The organism is Halomonas sp. M1 (assembly GCF_029581375.1).
GTDB lineage: Bacteria > Pseudomonadota > Gammaproteobacteria > Pseudomonadales > Halomonadaceae > Vreelandella.
Window position 1 is genome coordinate 527,085 of record NZ_CP121119.1, and the last position, 21,610, is coordinate 548,694.

At 52.1% G+C, this 21,610-nt stretch carries 19 protein-coding genes and 1 tRNA gene; 11 read left to right on the plus strand and 9 right to left on the minus strand.

Annotated features, from left to right (window positions below; all coding sequences use genetic code 11):
- Positions 1-52 precede the first annotated feature (52 nt).
- On the minus strand, positions 53-751 hold the full coding sequence (locus tag P8S54_RS02400; protein ID WP_009095496.1) for a CoA transferase subunit A: 699 nt from the start codon (positions 749-751) through the stop codon (positions 53-55).
- Positions 752-898: 147 nt separating this feature from the next.
- Here P8S54_RS02400 and P8S54_RS02405 point away from each other — a divergent pair, with 147 nt between their 5' ends.
- From P8S54_RS02405 to P8S54_RS02415, 3 genes are all read left to right on the plus strand, one after another.
- Positions 899-1,795: a LysR family transcriptional regulator gene (locus P8S54_RS02405; protein ID WP_009095494.1), complete on the plus strand. Its 897-nt coding sequence runs from the start codon at positions 899-901 to the stop codon at positions 1,793-1,795.
- A 160-nt stretch (positions 1,796-1,955) separates the two neighbouring features.
- Positions 1,956-2,837, plus strand: coding sequence for an acyltransferase (locus tag P8S54_RS02410; RefSeq protein ID WP_281443063.1), 882 nt, complete (start codon positions 1,956-1,958; stop codon positions 2,835-2,837).
- Positions 2,838-2,845: 8 nt separating this feature from the next.
- Entirely contained in the window at positions 2,846-3,739 is an 894-nt protein-coding gene (locus P8S54_RS02415; RefSeq protein WP_281443064.1) for a LysM peptidoglycan-binding domain-containing protein, read from the plus strand.
- A gap of 80 nt (positions 3,740-3,819) precedes the next feature.
- On the opposite strand, the gene gcvT is transcribed toward P8S54_RS02415, so the two are convergent.
- On the minus strand, positions 3,820-4,932 hold the full coding sequence (gene gcvT / locus P8S54_RS02420) for a glycine cleavage system aminomethyltransferase GcvT (protein WP_281443065.1): 1,113 nt from the start codon (positions 4,930-4,932) through the stop codon (positions 3,820-3,822).
- Between the two features lie 109 nt (positions 4,933-5,041).
- Positions 5,042-6,457 (minus strand): sodium:alanine symporter family protein, encoded by a 1,416-nt coding sequence (locus P8S54_RS02425; protein ID WP_281443066.1) that lies wholly within the window; start codon positions 6,455-6,457, stop codon positions 5,042-5,044.
- 409 nt (positions 6,458-6,866) lie between these two features.
- Here P8S54_RS02425 and gcvH point away from each other — a divergent pair, with 409 nt between their 5' ends.
- On the plus strand, positions 6,867-7,256 hold the full coding sequence (gcvH, locus tag P8S54_RS02430) for a glycine cleavage system protein GcvH (protein ID WP_281443067.1): 390 nt from the start codon (positions 6,867-6,869) through the stop codon (positions 7,254-7,256).
- 101 nt (positions 7,257-7,357) lie between these two features.
- The gene (gene gcvP / locus P8S54_RS02435; protein WP_281443068.1) at positions 7,358-10,252 is read left to right on the plus strand and encodes an aminomethyl-transferring glycine dehydrogenase; all 2,895 of its coding nucleotides are present in this window, start codon (positions 7,358-7,360) and stop codon (positions 10,250-10,252) included.
- A 2-nt stretch (positions 10,253-10,254) separates the two neighbouring features.
- Here gcvP and P8S54_RS02440 read toward each other — a convergent pair whose 3' ends face one another.
- Complete coding sequence (locus P8S54_RS02440; protein WP_281443069.1) at positions 10,255-11,226, minus strand: LysR family transcriptional regulator; 972 nt, start codon at positions 11,224-11,226, stop codon at positions 10,255-10,257.
- Positions 11,227-11,386: 160 nt separating this feature from the next.
- On the opposite strand from P8S54_RS02440, the gene ppnN reads away from it, so the two are divergent.
- From ppnN to P8S54_RS02460, 4 genes are all read left to right on the plus strand, one after another.
- The gene (gene ppnN / locus P8S54_RS02445) at positions 11,387-12,769 is read left to right on the plus strand and encodes a nucleotide 5'-monophosphate nucleosidase PpnN (protein ID WP_281443070.1); all 1,383 of its coding nucleotides are present in this window, start codon (positions 11,387-11,389) and stop codon (positions 12,767-12,769) included.
- Positions 12,770-12,857: 88 nt separating this feature from the next.
- Complete coding sequence (locus tag P8S54_RS02450) at positions 12,858-13,583, plus strand: sulfite exporter TauE/SafE family protein (RefSeq protein WP_281443071.1); 726 nt, start codon at positions 12,858-12,860, stop codon at positions 13,581-13,583.
- 116 nt (positions 13,584-13,699) lie between these two features.
- Positions 13,700-13,903 carry a hypothetical protein gene (locus P8S54_RS02455; protein WP_281443072.1) on the plus strand — a complete coding sequence of 68 codons (204 nt, stop codon included), beginning with the start codon at positions 13,700-13,702 and terminating at the stop codon, positions 13,901-13,903.
- A 339-nt stretch (positions 13,904-14,242) separates the two neighbouring features.
- Positions 14,243-15,640, plus strand: a complete 1,398-nt coding sequence (locus tag P8S54_RS02460; protein ID WP_281443073.1) for a hypothetical protein — start codon at positions 14,243-14,245, stop codon at positions 15,638-15,640.
- 138 nt (positions 15,641-15,778) lie between these two features.
- Here P8S54_RS02460 and P8S54_RS02465 read toward each other — a convergent pair.
- From P8S54_RS02465 to P8S54_RS02485, 5 genes are all read right to left on the minus strand, one after another.
- Positions 15,779-15,855 (minus strand) — tRNA-Pro (locus P8S54_RS02465).
- A gap of 123 nt (positions 15,856-15,978) precedes the next feature.
- Positions 15,979-16,788: an inositol monophosphatase family protein gene (locus P8S54_RS02470; protein WP_281443074.1), complete on the minus strand. Its 810-nt coding sequence runs from the start codon at positions 16,786-16,788 to the stop codon at positions 15,979-15,981.
- Positions 16,789-16,874: 86 nt separating this feature from the next.
- A complete protein-coding gene (locus tag P8S54_RS02475; protein WP_281443075.1) occupies positions 16,875-17,336 on the minus strand; it encodes an anti-virulence regulator CigR family protein in 462 nt (153 codons plus the stop codon).
- Between the two features lie 92 nt (positions 17,337-17,428).
- Positions 17,429-17,821, minus strand: a complete 393-nt coding sequence (locus P8S54_RS02480) for a prepilin-type N-terminal cleavage/methylation domain-containing protein (protein ID WP_281443076.1) — start codon at positions 17,819-17,821, stop codon at positions 17,429-17,431.
- A gap of 75 nt (positions 17,822-17,896) precedes the next feature.
- Positions 17,897-18,322: a prepilin-type N-terminal cleavage/methylation domain-containing protein gene (locus P8S54_RS02485; protein WP_281443077.1), complete on the minus strand. Its 426-nt coding sequence runs from the start codon at positions 18,320-18,322 to the stop codon at positions 17,897-17,899.
- Positions 18,323-18,584: 262 nt separating this feature from the next.
- Between P8S54_RS02485 and pilB the strand changes: the two genes are divergently transcribed.
- Together pilB and P8S54_RS02495 are read left to right on the plus strand one after the other, a co-directional pair.
- A complete protein-coding gene (gene pilB, locus P8S54_RS02490; protein WP_281443078.1) occupies positions 18,585-20,342 on the plus strand; it encodes a type IV-A pilus assembly ATPase PilB in 1,758 nt (585 codons plus the stop codon).
- A gap of 8 nt (positions 20,343-20,350) precedes the next feature.
- Positions 20,351-21,580, plus strand: coding sequence for a type II secretion system F family protein (locus P8S54_RS02495; protein WP_281443079.1), 1,230 nt, complete (start codon positions 20,351-20,353; stop codon positions 21,578-21,580).
- Positions 21,581-21,610: the final 30 nt, after the last annotated feature.

Below are 21,610 nucleotides of genomic sequence, written 5' to 3' on the forward strand. Positions count from 1 at the left end.
TCGAGTTGAGTAATTGCATTAAGCTATGTCGCAATTAAAAAGCGTGTCGCGATTAACTGCGCACCGTACGCTTCTCAATACGCTTCTCGAAAGAGCCTTGAATAATGCGATCCACATAAATACCCGGCGTGTGGATTTGGCTTGGCTCCAGCTCACCCGGCTCAACAATTTCCTCAACTTCCACTACGGTGATTTTTCCGGCAGTCGCCGCCATTGGGTTGAAGTTCTGCGCAGTATGGCGATACATCACGTTGCCATATCGGTCGGCTTTCCACCCTTTTACAATTGCGAAGTCTCCCGTGATCGCCTCTTCTAAAATGTAGTGACGACCGTTGAACTCGCGTACCTCTTTACCGTCACCAATCGGCGTACCGTAACCTGTCGCGGTATAGAAAGCGGGAATACCGGCACCGCCTGCACGCATTTTTTCTGCCAGGGTACCTTGGGGCGTAAGTACTACATCGATTTCATTATTGAGCATCTGCTGCTCAAACATTGCGTTCTCACCCACATAAGAGGCAAAAATCTTACTGATCTGGCGATCTTCAAGCAGCAGACCCAGGCCAAAGCCATCAACCCCACAGTTGTTGGACACAACAGAAAGGTCTTTAACGCCCCGACGCTTAATCTCAGCAATCAGGTTTTCGGGGATGCCACACAGGCCGAAGCCACCTGCAATCACCGTCATCCCATCTTTGATACCTTCCATTGCTTCCTCGTAGGAAGACACTCGCTTATCGAATCCTGCCATTGTTATGCCTCTCATTATTGTCGGTGGTGCGTTGAGCAGATCCTAACGATGCTGCTTACGGGATAGTGCCAGTGTTGTACTTGATGATATATTTGTTAAGTTTGTTTTTCTTATCAATTTATTTTAAAAACTTATAAAAGAGTCTACATGACTGCCAAACAACTGCGCGCATTTCTCGCGGTCGCCCAAACCCTGAGCTTTACCCATGCATGTGAGCGCCTGCACCTTTCACAACCAGCATTGAGCCTCGCTATCAAAGGGTTAGAGGATTCGCTTGGCGGTAAATTACTCATCCGAAGCACCCGTAGCGTGCGGCTGACCCCTGAAGGAGAGTCGTTACTCCCCCTTGCTAAACACCTGCTAGCGCAGTGGGATAACACCGAGGAGCGCTTGCGCCAGCGATTTACACTTCAATTGGGCCGTTTGAGTGTTGCCGCCATGCCATCTTTTGCCTGCAACTTACTGCCCGGCGCGCTGGTTAAATTTCGTCAACAATACCCCAAAATCAACATCACCGTTCACGATGTGATTAACGAAGAGGTGATCGACATGGTGCGCTCCCGCCAAGTCGAAATAGGCATAGCTTTCTCACCGGAGGGAACAGGCAGCCTAACGTTTACACCCCTATTTGAAGATGAGTTTGTGGCGGTGGTGCCGCCGACATTTCCCTTACACGCTAGCAGCCTTTCATGGGCAACGCTTTTACAGGATGACTTCATCACCCTTCAGCGCCCGTCGATGGTTCGTCGCTTGCTGGAACTAGAACTGGGCAAACGTAAAATTGATTTACCCGTAGCGTTTGAAAGCCACCAACTCTCAACGGTAGGTAGAATGGTAGCCGAAGGCTTGGGGGTTAGTGCCGTCCCCTCTATGTGCATTAGACAGATGCAGGCGCTAGGCGCCCGCTGCGTTCCTTTAAATAGCCCAAGCATTGCTTGCCGGGTAGGTATAATCACCCAGCAGGAGTTATCAGTCGCCGCTTACGCTTTGCGTAATGTGCTTGTCGAAAGTGTAAAAGCACCTTGCCTAGCTGAAACGTTTTAAAGCACGCTGGTAGCATTAGCACGACCCATAAAAACACCCTACCCGTGCAATAGTGAACAGCTAAGCTGGGCAGCATCGCCTTGATCCTTTAGCATTCAGTCTAAAGGCGTACTCACGTGCAGAGCGCTGAACAGAAGAATTTGTATCGAGGAAATGCGGTATGCCTATTGTGAAAGGAGTTGTCAGCGTTTTACTGCTGATAGTTAGCACGCTTTTTTGGGGTGTGCCTCTTATTCTGCTGACGCTTGCCAAGGTAATCACGCCTGGCCGTCATCGCAAACAGTGGCTACTTAATAAGCTCTGTGCTGTCGCTCAAAACTGGATAGGCCTTAACCTCTGGTGGATGCGGCGCTGGCTAAAACCCAACCTGACTATTAATACGCCTAAAACCCTGAGTACCGATCAATGGTGGCTGGTAGTTTCAAACCATCGAAGCTGGACCGATATTTTTATCCTGTTTATGGCGCTGCACCGCCGAATACCGTTGCCACGCTTCTTCTTAAAACATCAATTAATATGGATCCCAATCGTCGGGCTAGCATTTTGGGCGCTGGAGTTTCCTTTTATGCGTCGCTTCAGCCGCGAACAGATTGCCAAAGACCCTAAGCTCGCCACTATCGACCGTGAAGCAACAGAGCGTATATGTCAGCAGGCGCGTAACGCACCTATTACGATACTTAATTTTGTTGAGGGCACGCGTTTCACAGTGGCTAAACGGGATGCCCAAAACAGCCCTTTCCGGCATTTGTTAAGGCCGAAAGCGGGCGGTATTGCCCAGGTGATTAGTCTGCTAGGCGACCAATTGGATGGTATTCTTGATGTAACCATTAGCTACCAAAACCCATCACCCACTTTTTGGGGGTTTCTATGCGGTAAAGAAGCCCCCATTACCCTTGAAGCAAGGCAACTGGCTGTTCCCCATTGGATGCTTGATGCCAACTATCACCAAGAACCGCAGCACAAGGAACGCTTCCACGCATGGATCAATTCACTCTGGCAGGAAAAAGATACCTTGCTTGGCAACCAAACCGATCACGATTAACTCACTGGATGGTGATTTGTTTACTTGCCACTGGGCTAGCAGGCTGTGCCGGGCCTGGCACGTCTACCGAACGTGTTCCTACGCCCAGCAGCTCGAGCCAAATCAGTGGCAATTGGATTGAAGTACAGCGTGGCGATACATTAGGACAGCTAGCCGCAAGGGCCAGCGTCCCACTGGAACGTCTTGAACGTTTTAACCCCGGCGTGTCTGCACAGAACTTAAGCGCGGGGCAGCGCCTGCTGATACCTACTCAGCAAGAGCGCGCTCCTTCAGGCGGCCCCTACCGCTACCAAATCCGAGCAGGCGATACCTACTCCAGTATCGCACGTCATTTTGGCACTACCTCTGGGCGCTTACAGAGCGCTAACCCCAGCACCCCGGCAACGGCGCTGCGGGTTGGTCAAATCGTCAGCGTGCCCCTTGGTAGTAGTGCAGCACGCAGTGCCGCTGCTAGCAGCGGAAGCAGCAATGCTAGCCGCCCAGCAGCTGCTCCATCAACACCAGCGCCAAGCGCCAGCTTGCCCGCCTCGGCACGCCGCTGGCCATGGCCATTAGAGGACTACCGTATCGTGCGGCGCTTTGGTGCAGATAGCCGTGGTACGCTTCAGCCAATGCTGCTAGCAACCCAAGAAGGCGCAAACGCAAAAGCAGTTGCCCCGGGCGAGGTACGTTTCGCCGACGGCATGCGGCAACTCGGTGACGTGGTGATCGTTCACCATGCGGATAATCTTCAAACGGTCTATGCCTTATGCGCACGCATTCTTGTCCGAGTCGGACAACAGGTCAGCACGGGTGATCCACTTTGTGAAATCGGGCAAAGCAGCTCGACCCAGCGCTATGACCTACTGTTCGACCTCCGCCAAGGTGGCAAACCTATCGACCCGCGCCAAGTATTAAGGTAGCCCTACAATAGTCGCTGTGACGAAAAAGCCCCTGAATGTCAGGGGCTTTTTTACGCTATATTAGCAGCTAACCGCTTACTTTATCCGCGATAGTAACCGGGCTTAATAAAGGGGGTCGCAGTCACCACCATGGGGAGCTGCTTGCCGCGCACCAGCGCATAAACAACGCTTTCAGCCGCTTCCCATTCACGCTTTACGTATCCAAGTGCCACTGGCTTGCCTACGCTTGGCCCAAAGCCTCCCGACGTGACCACACCAATCTCGTTACCCGCTTCATCTACTAACACGCTTCCTTCACGCACCGGCGCGCGCCCTTCTGCCACCAAACCGACCCGCTTACGCACATGGTCTTTAGCATCCACCTGATGGAGAATTAAATCGGCGCCCGGGAAGCCAGCAGAACGCTCGCCTCCGTGACGCCGCGGCTTGCCAATGGCCCAAATAAGCCCGGCTTCTACTGGGGTCGTCTCAAGATCCATATCATGCCCATAGAGGCACAATCCCGCTTCTAAACGCAGTGAATCACGCGCGCCTAAACCAATGGCTTCAACCTCAGGCTCTGCAAGCAACTGTTCGGCAAGTGCTTCACACCCCTCACGGGAGACGGAAATTTCAAAGCCATCTTCACCGGTATAACCACTGCGGCTGATCCATACGTCCTGCCCCGCCAAGGTGAACCGGCCATGCTGCATAAATGTCAGCTCACAGGCTTCTGGGCAGAGACGCGCCATCACATCGCGAGCTTCTGGCCCTTGTAACGCCAACAGTCCCCGATCGAGCACCTCGATCTCATGGGTGGCGCCTAAATTGGTGCGCAGATGGGCAATGTCCTGGTCTTTACAGGCGGCGTTAACCACAAGATAAAAGTGGTCTCCTGCATTGACCGCCATCAAGTCATCAATAATGCCGCCGTCAGTGCTGGTGAAAAGCCCATAGCGCTGCTCGCCTTTCTTCAACCCTACTAAGTCCGCCGGTATTAACGTCTCTAACGCTTTCGCAACATCTTTACCGGATACCAGAATCTGCCCCATGTGAGAAACATCAAACAAGCCACACCGCTGGCGAGTATGCTCATGCTCTTTCTTAACGCCTAACGGATACTGCACCGGCATATCATAGCCAGCAAAGGGCACCATTTTAGCGCCAAGCTTGGTGTGCAACGCATGGAGCGGTGTATGGTTAAGATTAGTCATGGGGTTTCCTCGGTCGAAAAAAGAAACGGGAAGCCAGCAGTGGGCTTCCCGGCTCTATAGCTATTGATACAGCATAGCGAGTCATTACATCCGTATGACGCGCTAAACGCTATTTATCATGATCCAGCGCTTCACCAGGCAACACTTCTTTACCGGCAAAGTAATCCTTGGTGAGCTTAAAGACCACAGGCGATAGCAGTGCCAGGGCGATCAAGTTCGGGATAGCCATCAAGGCATTAAATGTATCGGCCATTAGCCAGATAAAGCCCAACTGTGCGATAGCGCCCAGCGGAATAGCCAATACGAATAACACGCGGTATAGCATAATAGAACGTGTACCGAACAGGAACTGGCAGCACTTCTCGCCATAGAAAGACCAGCCAAGAATAGTGGTAAACGCAAAGACAGCCAGCGCCACCGCGACAATCTGGTTACCAAAACCTGGTAGCGCCGCATCAAACGACAGCGCGGTCAGCGATGCACCTGCTTCCCCCTCAATCCACACGGTGGACGTCAAGATGACCAGGGCCGTAATCGTACAAACAATAATGGTATCGATAAACGTACCCAGCATTGCGATCAAACCTTGGCGCACTGGGTTTTTGGTCTTAGCCGCCGCGTGAGCTATAGGTGCGCTACCCAGGCCCGCTTCGTTAGAGAAAATACCCCGTGCCACACCAAAGCGGATAGCGGCCATGACGGCTGCCCCTGCAAAACCACCGGCAGCGGCAATAGGATTGAAGGCATAGTAGAAAATCAGCCCAAACGCATCACCAATTTGGCTAGCGTTAACCATTAGCACCAGCAAACCCGCAATCACGTATGCAATACCCATGATCGGCACAAGCTTGCCGGCCACTTTTGCAATGCGCTTGATGCCCCCCAGGATAACCGCCCCGGCAAGCACCATAATGATGATGCCCGTAAGCCAGTGAGGCACACCAAAGGTAGCATCCATAGCATCGGCTACAGAGTTAGACTGCACAGTGTTGCCAATACCAAATGCTGCTATCGCGCCAAAGAAGGAGAACAAGCCCCCCAGCCAAAGCCACTTTTTACCCAGGCCGTTTTTGATATAAAACATCGGCCCGCCAACATGGTAGCCGGTGCTGTCGGTTTCCCGGTAACGAACCGCCAACACTGCTTCAGCAAACTTTGTTGCCATACCGACTAACGCTGTAATCCACATCCAAAAAACCGCACCAGGTCCACCTAGTGCAATGGCGGTGGCTACACCAGCAATATTACCGGTACCAATAGTGGCAGATAGCGCAGTCATCAGCGCATTAAAAGGCGAAATCTCACCGCTATCGCTAGCTTTTTCTGGGGCTTTTTCGCCGGCTCCTGCTTTGGGCTTCACATCGCGCCCTTGCCACATCAGCTTGAAACCTATGCCCAGCTTGCGAATCGGCATTAGTTTCAAGCCAATCTGTAGGTAGAGACCCACACCTAACAGTAAAATCAGCATTAACGGGCCCCAAACTACGCCGTTTATCGCCCCCAGGATGCTAGTTAATGTTTCCACGCGTATCTCCTTCCCCTGTACGTCAGCTCAATTATTATGGGTGTTAGGCAGCTGTCTGCCCTCGTTATTGGTTGGGTGCTAATAACCAAGCGTCTTGCCACAGCGTATCTTTTGCCATGTAAAACGCATGATTTGCATGTTTTACACCATTTACCTAGGTCACATCCATGGCAATGTCGTCTTTTGGCAGAGAAAGTCACTCTTCTAGAAATTATTACTAGTGCCAACCCCCTAAGAAACCCGATGCTTTTATTTGCTATTTTGCTCTACTGAAGAAATTTGTTTCCGATAAGAAACACGGTACCATAGGCAAAAATCGCTCTCTGCTGTCGAGACCTGCTGTCGCCAACGCGAACCACAAGCGCTAGTATGATCTCGTCCAGACAACCGTTTCGTATAGGGAATCATCATGAGCAATCTTCCTGCTAATCTTCGTTACGCTAAAAGTCACGAATGGGTGCTTGATCACCAAGACGGCACCGTGACAATCGGCATCACTGACCACGCTCAAGAAGCGCTGGGTGATGTGGTTTTTGTAGAGCTACCCGAGGTAGGCCAAGAACTCAGCAAAGGCAAAGAGTTTGGGGTTATTGAATCGGTTAAAGCAGCCTCCGACCTTTACTCACCGGTCGATGGCGAAGTTATTGAGATCAACGACGCCCTTGAAGATGCGCCTGAAACAGTCAACGATGCGCCCTATGAAGGCGGCTGGATGATGAAGGTGCGCGTAACTGATCAAGCCCTTGACGACTTGTTAGACGCCGACGCCTACCAAGCGACAATTAACGCAGACGATTAATCACCATTAAGCCTGCTCATTAAGGCTGGGGCAGGCTTATTACCGAATAGCCTTTGTTGAATACCCCTGCTCGGTTTTCTCATAACGTCCGGAAGCTACCCATGTCTTTTGAATCACGCCGCTTGGCCGAACTGGCCGACCACGATGCTTTTATCAAACGTCATAACGGGCCCAGCCCCGATGATGTCGCTAGCATGTTAGAAGCGCTTAATATGCAGCGCATGGAAGACCTTATTGAGCAAACCGTGCCCAGCGATATTCGACTTGGTCGCGAACTTGCACTGGATGACCCTCGCAGTGAAGCAGAAGCCCTTGACTATCTAAGCCAGCTAGCACGCCAAAATCGGGTGGCTAAAAGCTATATTGGCCAAGGTTACTATGGCACGCACATGCCCGCGGTTATTCAGCGTAATGTGTTGGAAAATCCAGGCTGGTATACCGCCTACACTCCCTACCAGCCGGAAATTTCCCAAGGCCGTTTAGAAGGTCTGCTTAACTTCCAGCAAGTTATTATGGATTTAACCGGCATGGAGCTTGCTAACGCCTCCCTGCTGGATGAAGCGACTGCCGCCGCCGAAGCCATGGCGCTTTGTAAGCGCAGCAACAAAAAGAGCAAGTCCAACGCCTTTTTTGTGGCAGACGACCTCTTTCCACAAACGCTGGACGTCGTTAAAACCCGTGCCGAATTCTTTGGCTTTGAACTCATCAGTGGGCCAGCCGCCTCACTAGCCGAACACGACGTTTTTGGTGCGCTAGTTCAATATCCCTCTGCCAGCGGAGAGGTTAGCGACCTGGGCCCCATGCTAGAAGCTGCCCAAGCGCGCGGCATTATGACCTGTGTAGCTACCGACCTATTGAGCCTAGTACTGCTTAAAGAGCCGGGTGCAATGGGTTCCGATATTGTGGTGGGTAGCTCCCAGCGCTTTGGCGTTCCCATGGGCTTTGGTGGCCCCCACGCCGCTTTTTTTGCAACATCAGACAAGCTAAAACGCTCGATTCCTGGTCGAATTATCGGCGTATCGAAAGATAGCCGGGGCAACACAGCGCTACGCATGGCGATGCAAACCCGCGAACAGCACATCCGTCGCGAGAAAGCGACATCCAACATTTGTACCGCCCAAGCGCTGCTGGCCAACATTGCGGGCTTCTACGCGACCTATCACGGTGCAGAAGGGTTACGCAAAATTGCTGGCCGCGTAAATCGATTAACCACCCTGCTAGCAGAAGGTCTCAAGCAGGCAGGCGTTATGCTAGCTCACGACAGCTGGTTCGATACGCTGCGCTTGACCCAAGTGGATGCGGGCAAAATTCATGGCCGTGCCATGACCCACGACATCAACCTGCACTATTTCGCTAACGGCGATGTCGGCATTAGCCTGGATGAGACGACGACTGCCCACGATGTAGCAGCCCTGTTTGATGTGTTGCTCGGCGACGAGCATAGTCTTTCCGTAGCAGCGCTAGACGAGAAGGTGGTGAAGGATGGCATCAGCGGCATTCCGGCCGCGTACCAGCGCCAAAGCAACTTCTTAGAGCACCCGACGTTCAAACGTTATCGCAGTGAAACAGAGATGCTGCGCTACCTAAAACGTCTTGAGAACAAGGACCTCTCGCTGGCTCACGCCATGATTCCGCTGGGTTCATGCACCATGAAACTCAATGCTACCAGCGAGATGATACCTGTATCCTGGCCTGCGTTTGCGCATCTTCACCCATTTGCCCCCCGTGACCAGGTCGCGGGCTATCATCAAATGATTGATGAACTTGCCGCTTTCCTGGTGGAAGTGACCGGTTACGATCACATCTCCATGCAACCAAACTCAGGCGCACAAGGCGAATACGCTGGCCTGCTCGCCATCCGTCGCTATCAAGCTGCCCAAGGCGAAGCTCACCGCGATGTGTGTTTGATTCCAAGCTCCGCCCACGGTACTAACCCTGCCTCTGCGGCCATGCTTAGCATGGAAGTTGTCGTGGTCGAGTGCGATCAAAACGGCAACATCGATCTCGCCGACTTAACCAACAAAGCCGAGCAGTACAGCGAACGCCTCTCTGCGGTGATGATTACTTACCCCTCGACCCACGGGGTATTTGAATCTCACGTGTGCAGCGTATGCGAGGTAGTCCACAAACACGGCGGCCAGGTATACGTTGACGGCGCCAACATGAACGCCCAGGTTGGCCTTACTCGCCCCGGTGATTTTGGTGGTGATGTATCGCATCTCAACCTGCATAAAACGTTCTGTATTCCCCACGGCGGCGGTGGCCCCGGCATGGGTCCCATTGGTGTGAAAGCACACCTGGCGCCTTTTGTATCTAACCACGTGGTGACGCCTATTAATGGGGTCAACCCGGAAAGCGGCGCCGTCTCTGCTGCGGCGTTTGGCAGTGCGTCCATCCTGCCAATCTCTTGGGCCTACATTAAAATGATGGGCGCCCGTGGCTTGCGGGAAGCTACTGAACTTGCCATCTTAAATGCCAACTATATTGCCAAGCGGCTGGAAGAGGCCTACCCGATTCTCTACCGCGGCCAAAATGGCACGGTGGCGCACGAATGTATTATCGACATTCGCCCCCTCAAGAGCGCTTCGGGCATTAGCGAAGAGGATATCGCCAAACGCCTAATGGACTATGGCTTCCACGCGCCCACCATGTCGTTCCCGGTTCCAGGCACGCTGATGATCGAGCCAACCGAGTCGGAGTCACTGTACGAAATAGATCGTTTCTGCGATGCCATGATCGCTATTCGTGAGGAGATCGATGCAGTAGAGCGAGGCGACTGGCCGCTGGATAATAACCCGCTGGTGAATGCTCCACACACACAGGCAGACGTAATGGATAGTAACTGGCAGCGACCCTACGACCGAAAGCTAGGCGCCTTCCCCACGCAGGCAGTAGCCGCATCTAAATACTGGCCCTCCGTTAACCGCGTAGACAACGTGTTTGGTGACCGCCAGTTAATTTGCTCGTGCCCTAGCATTGACGAGTATCGCCAGTAATATCATTGCGATGTTAAAACGTGAGATGTAAAGCATGAGAGACAAAACGTAAGCTTAACGCCTCTGGCACCGCTAATCCGGCGCCAGAGGCGTTTTTCTTGCATACGCTGGTCGTGAAAACCGTTCAGTAATTTTTCATACCGCTTGGGTAGCACCGAGTCTTGGCGACGCAGCAGGTAAAGCACTTCGCTGATGGCATGTGGCAACGCTAATGCCTTCACCTGACGCTGCCAAGGGGACGTTTCAAGCACTAAGCGGGAAACAACGGTAAAGCCCAACCCCCGGGCCACAGCATCCAGCACCATGCTGACTTCATTGGTAAACCCCTGGTGGCGGAAGTGCGTCATGGAGCGAAACTCGTCAGGGTAATTAGCCTTCAGCAACGCATTGGCGTGGTTAATGCCGTCGTAGTAATTGAGAAAGCCTATCCCCATCAAATCAGAAAGGGTGCTGCCCGCAAAATCAGCCGGCACAACTAAGCAAAGCGGCTCTTTATGCCAAAGGGTGCAGGTGAGATCCGGGTGGTTGACCTGCTCAGTAACGATACCAATATCGTAGCGCCCTTCTAGCAGGTCATTAACAATTTCGTGGTTAAACGCAAAGCTATAGTTAACGGTCAAGTTAGGATGCATCTGCTGCTGACCGAGAATGTAAGGGTAAAACATCAGCCCCACACTCCCAGGCGATGCAATACGGCAATCACCGCTATCTAAGGAGTCGTCATCTAGACCGTGGCGAAACTGCTCATGTTCAGCAAACAGCTTTAGCGCATAGTCGTAGACGCGTCGGCCCGTCTCAGTGAGCGTAAAACTCCTGCCCTTACGTTCCAGCAGCGTTTTATTAAGGTAAATTTCCAGCTTGCGAATATGCTGGCTAACCCCTGGCTGAGTCATTTCCAAACGGCGCGCCGTCCGTGTGAAACTTCCGGTTTCCACCAACGTAATAAATGTCCGAAAATACACGGCATTAAACATAATGAAGCGCCATCTTATTGAGTCATCGTCTGCTCTTAACGAGACCATAGAGTAGCACAACTCGGCTACCTACTGAGCGCACCACGAGCGCTACTGAACCGTCTGTAACAGCGTGATAGTATGCACATTGTGATCACCAACATCAGGGAAAGCCATCATAATGACGCAACTGCCAGTGCCCCGCGCCACGATCTCCAGCATCATATCTCCCGAAGGGAGTCTTGAAGTTCTCTCTCAGCATGAAGTCAATCGTCTTAAAAGCACCTCTAAAAGCGGTTTGCACGATTTGCTCCGGCGCTGCGCTCTGGCGGTGCTTAACTGCGGCAGCCCCACCGATGATAGCTTAGCCATTTTAGAAGCTTACAAAGACTTCGATATTGAGGTGCTACAGCAAGACCGAGGCATTCGGCTGAAATTAACTAACGCGCCCGCTGAAGCTTTTGTAGATGGCCGTATGATCCGCGGTATTCGCGAACACTTATCGTCCGTTATTCGCGATATTGTCTACGTCTATAATGAAATCCAGCACCACAAACGCTTTGATCTTAATACTGGCGAAGGCACCACCAACGCGGTGTTTCACATTTTGCGCAAGGCTGGCACGTTAAAGCCCGGCCGCGACCCTAGCCTTGTGGTGTGCTGGGGCGGCCACTCCATTTCAAGAGAAGAGTACGAATACTCTAAAGATGTGGGCTACCACTTAGGGCTTCGCGATTTAGATATCTGCACCGGCTGCGGTCCTGGCGCCATGAAGGGCCCTATGAAAGGTGCTAACGTCGCTCACGCCAAGCAGCGCCGGAAAGATGGCCGTTATTTGGGCATTTCAGAACCGGGCATTATCGCCGCGGAAGCACCCAACCCCATCGTTAATGAACTCGTTGTGATGCCGGATATCGAGAAGCGGCTGGAAGCCTTCGTGCGCCTTGGTCATGGCATTATTGTTTTTCCCGGTGGCGTAGGCACCGCAGAAGAGATTCTGTATTTGCTCGGCATTTTGCTTCACCCCACCAACGCTGACACCCCCTTTCCGCTTATTTTCACCGGCCCCGCCAATTCGGCGGCCTACTTTCAGAAAATCGACGAGTTTTTGGTTTACACCCTGGGTGAAGATATCCGCCGCTACTACACCATTATTACCGGCGACCCCACGGCGGTGGCACGTAAAATGCGTGACGGGATTGATGAAATTGCCGATTTCCGCCGTAAGCATCAAGATGCGTTTTACTACAACTGGCGCTTGACGATCGCCAGGGAGTTTCAGGCGCCTTTTACCCCCACCCATGAAGCGATGCGCGCGCTAGCCCTCCACCGCCAGCAGCCAACTCATGAGCTAGCTGCCAATTTGCGTCGGGCGTTCTCGGGCATTGTGGCAGGCAATGTTAAAGAAGACGGCATTCGTGCTATTGAGGCCCACGGCCCCTTTGAGCTAACCGCCGAACCGGAACTAATGCAGCGATTAGACGAGCTACTCACCTCGTTTGTAGCCCAAGGCCGGATGAAGCTAGATGGCCAGCCCTACACGCCCTGCTATGTACTTAAATAGCCCTCCTCAAATAAACAGCGCAACGTATAGCGTATAAACACCGGCAGGCTTGCGCCAACGCTCCGCCTGCCTTTAAAGGAATGCACACGTGATTATTGCTCTGCTAACGCTGCTCGCGGCAGGGGTTATTAAAGGCGCTATTGGTTCTGGCGTGCCTGTCATCGTCATTCCCGTCCTGACGATGCTCTATGATGTAAAGCTGGCCATTGCGGTACTAGTGGCGCCCAACCTGTTCAGTAACGCGCTGCAGGTATGGCAGTACCGACGTCATCTTTTACCGCTAAGGTTTTTAGCCGCGTTTTCAATCGCCGGTGGACTGGGCATTATCATCGGCACTTGGGGGCTGGTAGTGCTTTCGCCCACCCTGCTCTCGCTTGGAGTCGCAGGCGCTATTGTAATGTATCTGGCCATTAAGCTGGCTAGGCGTAAAATGGTAATGCCTTTTTCGCTGGCTAAGCGCATCGTTTTGCCAGTGGGCCTATTAGCCGGGGTGTTACAAGGCGCTGCGGGCATGTCAGCGCCTGCATCAGTGACCTTTCTCAACGCCATGCGGTTAGAACGCCAAGTGTTCATCGGCTCTATTTCCGTTTTCTTCGTGGCAATCACCTGCGTGCAAATACCCGCCCTCTTAAGCGCGGGTATTTTAACCTTAGAACGCAGCGTATATAGCTTGGCTGCGTTACTGGTCATACTAGTGGCGATGCCCTTAGGGGCTAAGCTTGGCAAACGCCTGCCTCACCACTTATTCGATAATTTAATTATGCTGCTATTAGCAGGCATCGCGTTAAAAATCATCCTTGATGCCACGCTGTAAGATAAAACCGCCTATGGGCAGAGGTGAAACCCACCAGGCAGAGTCGCCGTTAACCCGCTACACTAATGGACGTCATGAGCAGCACCGAGCGCTCACCATGGAAAAGGAGAACCAGCATGCAAATGATTGACCAGCTAAGGGATGGTAAAACAAAGGCGTTTGCCAAGCACTGTTTTGAGAGCAGCACCCCAGAAGCACTTAATGCCGCCGCCGAAGGTCCCGCCGACCAAGCACAAATGGAGCACTGGGGAATCACCGAAGGCCAATGGGAAGAGGCGGTTGCCACCGCATTGGCCGATCATAAAGCCCAAAGCAGTTGATAGACGCCCCTAGAGCCCTGCTAACAGCAGGGCTCTTTCCATTCTGCATTCGCCACTGCCCACCGAGCTACCTACGCATTTAGAATACTCTCCCACCCTATTACCCTAACGTCACTCGAAGTACTCTTAAGCCTTATGCGCTGCTTGGCTCCACAGCCTGCCATGCTAATCGATGGCAACAAAGACCTACTCCACACCAAGATAACAATTAATTAAAATTTATTTTTGCTAATATGATAGTGCGTTTATCTGATAATGTATTAAACACAATAAGCGCGCTGTAAGCCTAATGCGGCAATATTGCTAAGCCTACGGCTTTATTCATCAAGAGGCTGTCAAATGTCATTTTTTATTAAGCATACCTGTGTCGGTATGGCCACTTTTAGCCTACTGGTTGCTGGCCCAAGTTTCGCAAGTACCGAACGCCTTGAGACTGAACTTACCGCCCTATTCGCCGATGGCGAACTGAGTATTGGTGATGTTTCTAAAGCAATGCTGCGTGATCGCTTTACCGCTGAGGACATTATGTATGACTCTCCTGAAGGAGAGCGTCTTAAGATCGAACGCTATATCGTCATCGGTAACTACGACAACCCTGACGAAGTTCGCGTGGAAGGCATAAGGGTCGAAGATAGCCTCACAGAGCTACTGCTATTGAGTATGGATAGCGCGGTCTTTGGCGAGCCTGGCATGGCGGTTTTCAATGATGAGGCAGTGCAGCAAGCGCCATTGAATATAGCAAGCCTTAGCATTGATAACTTTACCCTGGATCTTGATTCTGAGCTGGCCAGCGAGATGCTATATGAGCTTGGCATTCAACAGGCTCCCGGGCGTCTAGAAATTGCTGAAGTGCGTGGCAAAGCAATCTCAGCGGATGCACTAGGCATGCTCGAATTTAGCGGTGTTGCTATGCATGGAGAGGACTTAGGAGACCTGGGCAGTGGCTCATTCATTATTGACCGAATACGCTTCGAAGACCTCCGCGGAATGCAAGGTCAACAAGAAGAGCACTTGGGTGCGATGTTGCTGGAAAACATGGCTATTGAGAGCGACGTTCTTGTTGCCACATTAGACCGCCTTAGGGTCGATAGTGACTTCAAGGACGGTGAAGGCGGCGTTTGGATAGAAACACTTGAGCTTGATCTTAATCGTATGATTGCTCTAGCCCCTCCCTCTGAGCGTACCGAAATGCGCATGATCAGTAATGTATTGACCGATGGCAGTGGCAAACTTGTCCTTGATGCTCACTTTGAAGGACGCTGGGACGAGCAAGAGAGCCACAGCGTGCTGGGCGGAGATATCCGTATAACGATACGCGATGCAATGGGCCTGAGCTTTAATTATGACTTGCCTGTCGTGCTACCCAAGAATGCGACACCTATGGACGCTTTGCGGGATACTCGCCTGCTCGATGCCGCTACACTGCTAGGGGGTGATCTTGCATTAACGCTGAATGATGAAGGCCTTCTCAGCAGACTTGTTACATTAGGCGCGACGATGGAAGGCATTTCAGAGGCGCAACTTATTGAACAAGCACGGACGCAGGCAAAAGGCTTTGGCATGATGTTCGGCCCTGAAGCTCAATCCGTCATGATGGGTATGGTCGAATTGCTTGAAGGCAGTGCCAGCCAGCTTATGCTGAACATCACACTGCCTGCTGAAAGTAACTTACAGACCTACGCGGAAGATCCGCTGGGGCTGCCTGGTCAGCTCTCACTTCAAGTGGAAACACGCTGAAGCACGTCTTACCGAATCATACTCCTCGCCCAACAGGCGAGGAGTAGAATGCAAACGCCCAATTCAAAGACATCCACCAATCCTAAGCACAAAAAAAACGGCCACCGCGTAAGCTAAGTGACCGTTTTATAAATTCTTTGGTCGGAGTGACAGGATTCGAACCTGCGACCTTTGCAACCCCATTGCAACGCGCTACCAAGCTGCGCCACACTCCGATGTCTTTATTAGCAACGCTGGTAACTGCTTACGTTTGCCTCAAGACGGTGCGTATACTAGCTTTTTATACGCCAAATGAAAAGCTCTTTTTGCGCTTTCTTTTCAATCGCTTGCCGTTAAGCTTAGTCGGCTGCTTTTAGTAAGGCGGCCATAGCCTCGTAAACCTTGGGCGTGGTGACTAGCAGCTGCTCCGGGTAAAGATCTTCTGGTACGCCCTCAGGCACCTCTGTTAAATGCCCTACCCGCGCGCCTGCTTCACGGGCAATAACCCACCCCGCCACAAAATCCCAGGGCGATACGCTTTCGTAGTAGGCATCTAAACGCCCGCACGCCACATCGCATAAATCCTGGGCGGCGGCGCCATTGCGGCGAACATCCTGGCAACCAGCTAACACCGCCGCTAAGCGGGGTAAGAGTTTTTTACGGGCTTCTTTTTGATAGGGGAAGCCGGTGGCTACTAACGTGCTGTCAAGCGAGTCAGCGCCGCTGGGTTTAATCGGCTGTTTATTACAAAATGCGCCCATTCCCTCTGCAGCACTAAAGGTTTCACCTAAGAAAGGCGCATGTATAACGCCTACTTTACCCACCCCATTCTCCATCCATCCAATAGAGACCGCCACGTGGCGCAGGCCTTTCGCAAAATTCACCGTGCCATCGATAGGGTCAACCACCCATAGCTGCTCAGCAGGCGTTTGCAGGGCGCGCTCCGGGTTTAACTCTTCGCTTAGCCGCGCCTCGCCAGGAAAATGCTCCTCTAGGCGCTGGCTGATAAGCGTATCCACCGCGACATCCACGTCGGTCACCAGCTCAACGCCCGCTTTGAGTCGCTGGCTAAAGCCTTGCTGCTCACGGGCAGTCAGTATCATCTTCCCGGCATCTTCGGCAATCTCAATTGCCAACGCCAGCCGTGCCTCTAGGGTGTAAGCCGCCATGTCCGCTCCTTAGGGTCGTTTGTCATCCCTCAGCATAAGCGGTGACCAATGGCATTACCATGACACCACAAAGCGCTATTAACGGTTTAGCGCAGTGCGTCCACCAGCACATCGACCACTACCCGAGTCGCGGCTTCGATTAATACCACATCAGCGCCTACATGCTCCCACTCGTAACCTGGGTACCGGGGCAGCTGGGAGGCAAGCTGACCATCAAAGCGCTTGGCAATCCCTGGTGGCAGTGGCTTACCACGCTCTAAATTACGCTGAATACCCGGCGGCAGCGATTCAGCGCGAGGGGCGTCGTATTGGCGGAGCAAACGCAGCAGCTCACGCTCGTTTATGCGCGGCAGGTCAACGTAGCCCTCTTGATGAGAATGGCGTTGGCGGCTTTCATGTCGGCCGCTATCGCTGCCACGGTGGCGTTCTGATTGGGAAGCGTTATCACGGGCGCCATGGGCAGGCGCATGGGCGGGCTGAGCCACGGCCGCAGAGTGCCACAGCAGTGCGCTTACCAATAAACTGGCGCCAATATTAATCGGTTTCATAACTTACTCCTTGGTGGCAGGAGCTTTGAGTGTAGAGTGCAAATGCGCAGGCAGTGTGGAAGGTAGGATATTTGGGGTGAATGCTGTAAGCCTTATGGGGACGGTACGCGCTGGATAGCACCCTCAGCAGTAATTTGAGCCTGAACACCTGGACGTTGAGTATCTAACAACAGTGCAGTGCTGCCCTCTTCGAACACGCCCCGAAAGGCATCGGCCACTGCTGCTTGCGCTGGTTGGCCATCACCGCCCACTTGGCAGGCGCCAAAATTAAAGGGCCTTAAGGCATCGTCAAGGTTGTCTGTTGCCAGCACCTGGGTTTTAAAGGTGCTTAGCTCCTGTTGACAAGCGCCAAAGGCAGATCGGTCTAGGTAGGATAAAAGTGCGGGAAGGCTTATTGCCGCTAAAATTGAGACAATAGCGGCGACAAGCAAAAACTCAATGAGAGAAAAGCCCCTGCTAATGTGACAAACATCCATTTTATTCATGTAGATTATGCCCAAAAATAAAAGCCGCTTTGAAAAAAAGCGGCTTTTGCACACAAGATCCTAATCTAAAAGTTATTACTGAGCTACGATTGCGCCATTCACAATGTTGATTTCACCAGCACTTACGCCACGATTTGAAACAATACCTTCCGCATCTACCTCATCATTACCAGTTGGATTAATGAACGCATCAGCGATGTCTGCATCTGAAGGACTATTTTCAGCATCCAAGTCACAAGCTTGGAAATTGAAACTTACAGCAGTGGCGACTCCAGCAGAATCAGCATTTTGTTCTAGTGTGGACTCAGCAATAACCGCACTACGGAACGCTGAAAGTTCACCTTGACAAGCGTTCAATGAAGAACGATCAAGATAGTTGCCATACTGAGGCACACCCACAGCCGCCAGCACGCCGATAATTGCCACCACAATCAGCAGCTCGATCAGAGTAAAACCCTGCTGCTTTAGGCGACGGGGTTGATTAAGTAATTTTTTTTGCATCGTGTGAATCCCTTGCGGTGATGAATCATCATTTTATGGGCGGCCGCTTGTCAGCTTTACGACCACTAACATTGCTTAGCCAAGCATTGCGTTACATTAGCTTACCGTACCCGTATTAGCAACTAGGTACATCATACGCGAGGAACGGTTTTGTCACCCTTTTTGATGGCAATTAAGATTTGCGTATATAAGCCCAGAAGTACCTAGAATTAAGCATCTATGGTAAAAAGAGCGCTACATTTACCATGCCGCCGAGATGCCCATGCGTCAACCCGCCCCCGAATCTACTCTTAGCCATGCAGCCTTAAACGGCGGCCTGCGCGGTATTGCTGAAAGGCTGGTGAAACACGGCTCATTAACCAATGCCCAGGCGGCAGTTGCTGAGTCTACCGCTGCAGAGCTGGACATTTCGCTATTACAGCACGTAGTGGAAAGCGGACTGGTGGATGCCAATGCCGCCGCTTTGGCCGCGGCCTGGGAGTACGGCCTACCGGTGATTGATCTTGACTCAGTCCGGATTAATGCGTTGCCACCGGCTAATGACTACCCGGTTAAAATTCTCGAAAAGCTGGATATTCTGCCCCTCGCACGCCACGGTCACCGCTTAACCGTTGCGGTGCCTTACCCGGCGACCCTGACCCAGCTAGACGAGCTGCAGTTTGCTACCGGCTTAAGTGTGGATGGCGTGCTGGCCCCGGCGGATCAGCTAAAAACCACGCTTATTCAGTACCTAGCACAAAACGAGCGGAGTATGCTCGATGAGCTAGAAAATGTTGACGATGCAGTCAGCGCGCTCAACGTTGTGCACAACGCTGACGGTGAAGAGATCGCGCTTGATAACGCCAATGAAAATAGTGAAGACGCGCCGGTCGTAAAATTTGTCAACAAAATACTGCTGGATGCGATTAGCCGTGGCGCTTCGGATATTCACTTTGAGCCCTATGAAACTCTATATAGGGTGCGTTTTCGTATTGACGGCATGCTGATAGAAATAGCACGCCCGCCCTTTGCTCTTCGCCACCGCATTGCCGCACGGCTCAAAATTATGTCGCGGCTCGATATTTCGGAACGCCGCCTTCCACAAGATGGGGCGATAAAGCTTCAGCTTTCCCGTACACGCTCGATTGATTTCCGGGTTAACTCGCTGCCCACCGTCTACGGCGAAAAAGTGGTGCTGCGTATTCTAGACCCGGCATCGGCTCAACTAGGCATTGACCAGCTTGGCTTTAACCCAGTACAGCAAGAAACGTATGAAAGCGCGCTTAAAAAGCCCCAAGGGATGATTTTGGTCACCGGCCCCACCGGTAGCGGTAAAACCGTAACGCTATATACCGGCATTAATATACTCAACCAAATTGAGCGCAATATTTGTACCGCCGAAGACCCGGTGGAAATCAAAGTATCGGGCATTAACCAAGTCAACGTACTACCCAAGATTGGTTTAAACTTTGCCAGCGCCTTACGGGCATTTTTGCGTCAAGACCCGGATGTGGTGATGGTGGGTGAAATACGCGATCTCGAAACCGCTGAAATAGCGGTAAAAGCGGCGCAAACCGGCCACTTGGTGCTCTCAACCGTACACACTAACTCGGCCGCGGAAACCCTTACCCGCTTGGCTAACATGGGCGTTGCCTCCTACAACATTGCCAGCTCGGTAAGTTTGATTATCGCCCAACGGCTAGCCCGCAGGCTTTGCAATATGTGTAAAACCCCTGCGGAAATTCCAGCTGAAGCGCTACGTAAGGCAGGGTTTAGCCAGCTTGATATCCGTAACGCCACTATCTATCAAGCCAAAGGTTGTAAGCAGTGTACTCAGGGCTATAAAGGACGAATCGGTGTTTATGAGGTACTGCCGGTTTCTGATGACATGCGCCAACTTATTATGCGCGATGGTAATTCCATCGAAATTGACCAATTAGCGCGCAAGGAGGGCCATACAAGCCTCCACCAAAGCTGCTTAAGCCGTGTTTTGGATGGCAGCACCAGTCTTGAAGAAGTTAACCGAATTAGTAAGGAGTAAGCGGCGACATGGCTAAAGTAAAAGCACGCCAGGCAAAGCGGGCTCCACTCTATCGCTGGAAATGGGCAGGCACAGGCCCACAGGATAGACCAATGCGCGGGGAACTCATTGGCCGTACAAAAATTGATATTGTTGAGCAACTGGCGAAACAACGTATTACCGCCACTAAAATCCAAAAACGCAGCAGTTTTAGTGGGCGCGGCAAAATTACCAATGTCGATATTATGGTCTTTGCTCGGCAGATGGCCACCATGGTGCGTGCGGGCATTCCCATTCTACAAGCACTTCAGGCAGTGTCTGAAAGCCTTAAAAAGCCTGCTATGGTGGCGCTTACCCAACAAATTATGGAAGACGTTTCCTCGGGCGACAGCCTCTCAAGCGCCATGGCCAAACACCCTAAGCAGTTTGACCGGCTGTTTGTAAACCTCGTGGATGCTGGCGAACAGGCCGGCGCACTTGACCAAATGCTGGAGCGTATCGCCAGTTATAAAGAGAAAGTGGAATCGCTCAAAAACCGGGTTAAAAAAGCTCTATGGTACCCCACTGCCGTCATGGCAATTGGTGTCGCTGTTACCATGCTGCTACTGATCAAAGTCGTGCCAGAATTTGAAAGCATGTTCCAGGGGTTTGGCGCCGAGCTACCCGCACTTACCCAGTTCACGGTGAATTTATCCGAATTAGCGCAGCGGTATTGGCTCTATGCACTGGGCTTGTTAGTCGGTGGCGTCATGTTTCTTAAAGCCGCTGCAAGGCGCTCATACCGCTTAGCTTACCGGCTAGACGGCCTAATGCTTCGCCTGCCTGTGATAGGCGATATAATGCATAAATCTGCTGTTTCCCGGTTCACCCGCACCCTGGCCACGACTTTTGCCTCGGGCGTGCCGCTGGTGGAAGGGCTTGAAACCGCCGCAGGGGCTGCAGACAACCGCGTGTATAGCAAAGCGATTAACGAAGTACGCCAAGATGTGACTACCGGCCAGCAGCTCCATTTTGCCATGCGCATGACCAACCGATTCCCTGCCCTAGCGGTTCAGATGGTCAGCATCGGTGAAGAGGCAGGCTCTTTAGATGCCATGCTTAACCGTGTTGCTGACTATTACGAAGAAGAAGTCGAAAACAAAGTGGATGCGCTAACCTCGCTCATGGAGCCCGTTATTATTGTTGTGCTGGGTACGTTAGTAGGTGGTGTAGTCGTATCAATGTACCTGCCAATTTTTGAGATCGGCACCGCCCTTTAAGTGCACACCTCGCTTGTATCAGCTATTTAT

Excerpts from the sequence above, each read along its gene's own strand:
- P8S54_RS02460 (WP_281443073.1), top strand. The coding sequence starts at position 14,243 with ATGTCATTTTTTATTAAGCATACCTGTGTCGGTATGGCCACTTTTAGC.
- gcvP (WP_281443068.1), top strand. The coding sequence starts at position 7,358 with ATGTCTTTTGAATCACGCCGCTTGGCCGAACTGGCCGACCACGATGCT.
- P8S54_RS02475 (WP_281443075.1), bottom strand. The coding sequence starts at position 17,336 with ATGAAACCGATTAATATTGGCGCCAGTTTATTGGTAAGCGCACTGCTG.
- P8S54_RS02470 (WP_281443074.1), bottom strand. The coding sequence starts at position 16,788 with ATGGCGGCTTACACCCTAGAGGCACGGCTGGCGTTGGCAATTGAGATT.
- ppnN (WP_281443070.1), top strand. The coding sequence starts at position 11,387 with ATGACGCAACTGCCAGTGCCCCGCGCCACGATCTCCAGCATCATATCT.
- P8S54_RS02440 (WP_281443069.1), bottom strand. The coding sequence starts at position 11,226 with ATGTTTAATGCCGTGTATTTTCGGACATTTATTACGTTGGTGGAAACC.
- P8S54_RS02485 (WP_281443077.1), bottom strand. The coding sequence starts at position 18,322 with ATGCAAAAAAAATTACTTAATCAACCCCGTCGCCTAAAGCAGCAGGGT.
- P8S54_RS02410 (WP_281443063.1), top strand. The coding sequence starts at position 1,956 with ATGCCTATTGTGAAAGGAGTTGTCAGCGTTTTACTGCTGATAGTTAGC.
- gcvH (WP_281443067.1), top strand. The coding sequence starts at position 6,867 with ATGAGCAATCTTCCTGCTAATCTTCGTTACGCTAAAAGTCACGAATGG.
- P8S54_RS02495 (WP_281443079.1), top strand. The coding sequence starts at position 20,351 with ATGGCTAAAGTAAAAGCACGCCAGGCAAAGCGGGCTCCACTCTATCGC.
- P8S54_RS02405 (WP_009095494.1), top strand. The coding sequence starts at position 899 with ATGACTGCCAAACAACTGCGCGCATTTCTCGCGGTCGCCCAAACCCTG.
- P8S54_RS02415 (WP_281443064.1), top strand. The coding sequence starts at position 2,846 with ATGGTGATTTGTTTACTTGCCACTGGGCTAGCAGGCTGTGCCGGGCCT.
- P8S54_RS02480 (WP_281443076.1), bottom strand. The coding sequence starts at position 17,821 with ATGAATAAAATGGATGTTTGTCACATTAGCAGGGGCTTTTCTCTCATT.
- P8S54_RS02400 (WP_009095496.1), bottom strand. The coding sequence starts at position 751 with ATGGCAGGATTCGATAAGCGAGTGTCTTCCTACGAGGAAGCAATGGAA.
- gcvT (WP_281443065.1), bottom strand. The coding sequence starts at position 4,932 with ATGACTAATCTTAACCATACACCGCTCCATGCGTTGCACACCAAGCTT.
- P8S54_RS02455 (WP_281443072.1), top strand. The coding sequence starts at position 13,700 with ATGCAAATGATTGACCAGCTAAGGGATGGTAAAACAAAGGCGTTTGCC.
- pilB (WP_281443078.1), top strand. The coding sequence starts at position 18,585 with ATGCGTCAACCCGCCCCCGAATCTACTCTTAGCCATGCAGCCTTAAAC.